Genomic DNA, 229 nt, shown 5'->3' on the forward strand with positions numbered 1-229 from the left:
GAGCTGATGCGCCTGGCGCAGAACCACACCACGCTGGTCGTTGCGCACCGGTTGTCGACCATCGTCCGTGCGCACCAGATTCTGGTGATGGAGCACGGTCGCATCATCGAGCGAGGCACGCATGAATCGTTGTTGCGTGCGGAAGGCCGTTACGCGCAGATGTGGCGCATGCAGGCACGCGAGCCAGAGCGCGTTGCCGAAGAAGCAGAAGACGCCCGAGCAGGTTGAG

Annotated in this window: 1 pseudogene; it reads left to right on the forward strand. The window is 63.3% G+C overall.

The window, feature by feature from the left end:
* Window positions 1-228: pseudogene (locus tag G5A07_RS21840) on the forward strand (hypothetical protein); the annotation flags it as partial.
* Window position 229: the final 1 nt, after the last annotated feature.

Source organism: Stenotrophomonas sp. AS012628 (assembly GCF_010608305.1).
GTDB lineage: Bacteria > Pseudomonadota > Gammaproteobacteria > Xanthomonadales > Xanthomonadaceae > Stenotrophomonas > Stenotrophomonas geniculata.